Here is a 4,341-nt window from a genome sequence, read left to right on the forward strand (position 1 = left end):
GGCCAACTGCAGATCGGCATCAGCGATGCCGCGGTAATCGGCACCAAGATGATGCAGCAGATGACGCAAATAGGCTGCTCGGGTGTCGATTGGCGTTTCGCCCAGGATCACAACGTCGTGAGTTTGACGATAGCGATCGACCAACAGCGAACAAAGCAGCGACTTGCCGGTGCCCGGAGGTCCGACGACCAGCGAGACGCCTTCACGGGCATCCACGCTGCGGCAGACACGCGTCATCGCGTCGGCGATCGAACCAAGCGGAACGTACCGTGAAACACTTGGGAATGCTGGAAACGGTGGAGTCACGTATTGTTGATCGGGGCGTTGCATGGGTCGAGAACTTCTTGTTTCGAGGGGGCGTTGAAGCGTTTGCGTTTTGCTAGTACAGCGGCTTTAACAGCTTCTTTGTGACACATTGCCCCCTTAGAACCAAAAACCACCGAGCAGGGCAATGCATCTAATCACTAGGATCGGCATAACCGTTACAAATCCTAAACCCAATCGGAAGAGAAGTCCGAGAAAAGTTGGCGATTAGACTTTGTAATATCCGCGGTACCAATCAACGAACGCCTTGACCCCGGTTTCGATTGACGTTTTGGGGCGGAATCCGACGGCGTCTTCCAGCGCATCGACGTCGGCAAAGGTGGCCGGCACGTCGCCCGGTTGCATCGGCATCATGTTCTTGACCGCCTTGATGCCAATCGCGTTCTCGATCACTTCGATGAAGTGTGCGAGTTCGACTGGTTGATTGTTGCCGATATTGAAGACACGGTAAGGTGCTTTGCTGGTGGCCGGGTCGGGATTATTGCTGTCCCAATTCGGATTAGGCTGGGCAATCTGTTCCGATACGCGATGCACGCCTTCGACGATATCGTCGATATAGGTAAAGTCACGTTGCATCTTGCCGTGATTAAACACGTTGATTGGCTTGCCTTCCAAAATTGCTTTGGTGAACAAGAACAACGCCATATCGGGACGTCCCCAAGGCCCATAGACAGTAAAGAAACGCAGCCCCGTCGTCGGCAGATCATAGAGATGGCTGTAGGTGTGCGCGGTCAGCTCATTTCCCTTCTTCGTCGCCGCATACAGGCTAAGCGGATGGTCGACTCGGTCATGCACCGAGAATGGCATCTGAGTGCAACCGCCATACACGCTGCTGCTGCTGGCGTAGGTCAAGTGCGGCGTCTTGGCGTGACGGCAAGCTTCGAGCACGTTCATAAACGCGACCACATTGCTTGTCACGTAGGCGTGAGGATTCTCGAGCGAGTAGCGGACACCAGCTTGTGCAGCCAAGTGCACGACACGGCTGAAGTCATGTTTGCGAAACACATCCATCACCGCTGCGGTGTCCGCAAGATCCGATTCAATCGGAGTGAAGTTGTCAAAATCAAGCAACTGAGCAAGCCGGTCACGTTTCAGTTGAACGTCGTAGTAATCATTAACGATGTCGATACCGACGACGTCGACACCCTGCTTCAGAAGTCGCAAGGCGAGATGATAACCAATGAATCCGGCGGTACCGGTAACAAGGTAAGTGCTCATGAATGGATCGGGTTCAAGGACCAGAGTATGGAGAGAGAGAGGGGGGAACAGGCTAAATGCAGCCCAGAGAGTGGCAGAGGATGTCGCGGAGCCTTCGCGAGCGGCGTGTGTCTTTCCAAGCAAGGGTTGGTCAGGAAAGCCGCGAAGCACGAGAGAGCGTCCGGCTTAAAAAAACGGCAACCCGAAGCGTAAGCGAGGGACGGAGTCCAGAATAAGCTTCTCTCGCTTACGCTTCGGGTTAAGCCGGAGACATTGCCCCGTCCCTGCGAATCCCCCACTTTGAATGGGAATCCGTGTTTAGACGGGTTCTTCGATCATCGCCACGGAATCGTGAACGCCGGGCACGATGCGAGTCACGCTGACCTTCGTTTGCCGAAGCTCTTCAATCTCGGCGGCCATTTGGGCAATCAAATCTGCCACTTCCTTGCCTGCGGATTCACCAATGTTGATCATCAATGCTTTGCGTGAATTGTCGCTGAGTCGATTCTTTTTCATGGTTGCGTTCTTTTCAATCGAGAAAGAGGAGAAGAGTGTTTTTACTTAGCAGGAAAATCGGGATTACTCTACCGTCACACTTTTTGCCAAGTTTCGCGGTTTATCCACATCGCATCCTCGCAAAAGCGCGATGTGATACGACAACAATTGCAGTGGCACGACATTCACGATCGGCTGCAAAAATTCGGCGACTTGAGGCACCGCAATCACATCGTCGGCGACCGCTTGGACTTGCGGGTCATCTTCACTCGCCAACGCGATCACGGGACCGCCACGAGCTTTGACCTCTTCCATGTTCGACATCACTTTGTCGTACGTCGTGCCGCGAGGAATGATAAACACGCTTGGGGTTTCGTTATCCACTAGCGCGATCGGACCATGCTTCATTTCCGCCGCTGGATATCCCTCAGCGTGTATGTAGCTGATCTCTTTTAACTTCAGCGCCCCTTCGAGCGCGGTGGGGAAATTGTATTGACGACCTAAATACAAAACCGTCGATGCGTTTTGATACTTCTTGGCCACATCGCGGACCTGTTCGTTACACGTCAACGCTTGCTGGACTGCGTTGGGCAGTTGACGCAAATCTTCGATGATCGATTTGCCGCTTTCGAAACTGAGATGCCGCAATCGACCAAAGTACAACGCAAGCATCGCGAGCACACAGCACTGCGACGTGAACGCCTTGGTGCTTGCGACTCCGATCTCGGGACCGGCGTGCAAGTAGACGCCTCCGTCAGCGGCCTGAGCGATCGAGCTGCCGACGACGTTACAAACCGCCAACGCGCGGTGACCTTTGCGTTTTGTTTCTCGCAGTGCTGCGAGCGTATCCGCGGTCTCACCACTTTGGGTAATCCCGAACACCAACGTGTTGTTTTCGATGGGCGGATTTCGATAGCGTAACTCGCTGGCGTATTCAACGTTGACCGGAATACGCGCGAGGTCTTCGATCAGATATTCGCCCACCAGCGCCGAGTGCCAACTGGTTCCACAGCCGGTCAAAATGATCCGTTCGACCGTTCGCAATTGTTGCGGCGTCAGATTCAAACCACCAAAGACGGCGGTCGCGTTTTCGTCGTCCAATCGGCCTCGCATCGCGTTGCGAAGCGCTTCGGGTTGCTCGTAGATTTCCTTGAGCATGTAGTGGTCGAAACCTTCCAGAGAGGCCTCGCCCGATTCGGTCTCTAACGGACGAATGTCGACACGTACTTTGCCCTGATCACGGTGCAGTACCGAAAATCCCTCGGGGGTCAGCACGGCAATTTGGTGATCCGCCAAATAAACAATCCGGTCCGTACGGCCCACCAACGGCGACGCGTCGCTCGCAACAAAGTACTCGCCTTTGCCCACACCGATCACCAGCGGGCTGCCAAAGCGAGCCGCGATCATAAAGTTCGGGTGATCACGAAACGCGATTGCTAAACCGTAGGTCCCGCGAAGCCGTGAAATCGCCCACTGCACCGCCGTCAGATAGCGGATGTTGGGTTGGTCCGGGGTTTCCGGCGTATTCTTGAGTCCTTCGGCGACCAGATGTGCGATCACTTCGCTGTCGGTTGCCGAAGCAAAGTGATACCCCTTGGCGATCAACTCGTCTTTGAGAACTTGAAAATTCTCGATCACCCCGTTGTGAACCAAGACCACTTCGCCATCGCCGCCGAGATGGGGATGCGCGTTCTCGACGGTCGCAGGTCCGTGCGTGGCCCAACGCGTGTGACCTAGCCCGAGTGTGCCTGTGGGTGGCACGGTCCCCAGTTGCGAAGCGAGCGCATCGATACGTCCAACCGAACGAGTGACACTAAACGAATTGCCCCCAAAAATCGCGACACCTGCACTGTCGTAGCCGCGATATTCCAAGCGACGCAAACCGTCTACCAGGAAGCTACCTGCGTTATCGCTTCCAACGTAACCGACAATTCCACACATACGTTTGCCTATTGGCGAAGGGCAGTCCCACGCAACTCGGGAATCCGAGTGTTTGAGGATGGGAAAAATGGACTCGTATGCATTCCGAATTCGCTCATCATGACACACAAACCCTGTTCAGTTTGCTGAACTTAGTTCAAAAATCCGTTCCAAGTCGAGCCTAAGTTCGCAGCGGCATCGCATGGTCAAACGGAACCGAATTGCCGAACCGAAACGCAGTCTAAAAATAGTTCGGGTGGTACGAAATGGAAAGTCAAAATGTGCCGACGGGGCAAAAGGTGCCGCTGACAACCTTTAGGCAATCACAAGGCAACTTAACACCCCATCATGGCGAAATCAACTGCCCCCATGTTGGTGTCCAGCAAGTTGTCCGAGATAGGTTAC

Annotated in this window: 4 protein-coding genes; all 4 read right to left on the reverse strand. The window is 54.3% G+C overall.

Annotated elements, in window-relative coordinates; genetic code table 11:
• A partial coding sequence (locus ABX962_RS31305; RefSeq protein WP_372725480.1) for an AAA family ATPase occupies nt 1-330 on the reverse strand: 330 nt, incomplete at its 3' end.
• Nucleotides 331-531: 201 nt separating this feature from the next.
• Nucleotides 532-1,542, reverse strand: a complete 1,011-nt coding sequence (locus tag ABX962_RS31310) for an NAD-dependent epimerase (RefSeq protein WP_372725482.1) — start codon at nt 1,540-1,542, stop codon at nt 532-534.
• A gap of 297 nt (nt 1,543-1,839) precedes the next feature.
• Nucleotides 1,840-2,037 (reverse strand): hypothetical protein, encoded by a 198-nt coding sequence (locus ABX962_RS31315; protein WP_008706582.1) that lies wholly within the window; start codon nt 2,035-2,037, stop codon nt 1,840-1,842.
• 63 nt (nt 2,038-2,100) lie between these two features.
• Nucleotides 2,101-3,957 (reverse strand): glutamine--fructose-6-phosphate transaminase (isomerizing), encoded by a 1,857-nt coding sequence (gene glmS / locus ABX962_RS31320; protein WP_372725484.1) that lies wholly within the window; start codon nt 3,955-3,957, stop codon nt 2,101-2,103.
• Nucleotides 3,958-4,341: the final 384 nt, after the last annotated feature.

This window comes from Novipirellula sp., assembly GCF_041583735.1.
Lineage (GTDB): Bacteria > Planctomycetota > Planctomycetia > Pirellulales > Pirellulaceae > Novipirellula.

Excerpts from the sequence above, each read along its gene's own strand:
- glmS (WP_372725484.1), bottom strand. The coding sequence starts at position 3,957 with ATGTGTGGAATTGTCGGTTACGTTGGAAGCGATAACGCAGGTAGCTTC.
- ABX962_RS31310 (WP_372725482.1), bottom strand. The coding sequence starts at position 1,542 with ATGAGCACTTACCTTGTTACCGGTACCGCCGGATTCATTGGTTATCAT.
- ABX962_RS31315 (WP_008706582.1), bottom strand. The coding sequence starts at position 2,037 with ATGAAAAAGAATCGACTCAGCGACAATTCACGCAAAGCATTGATGATC.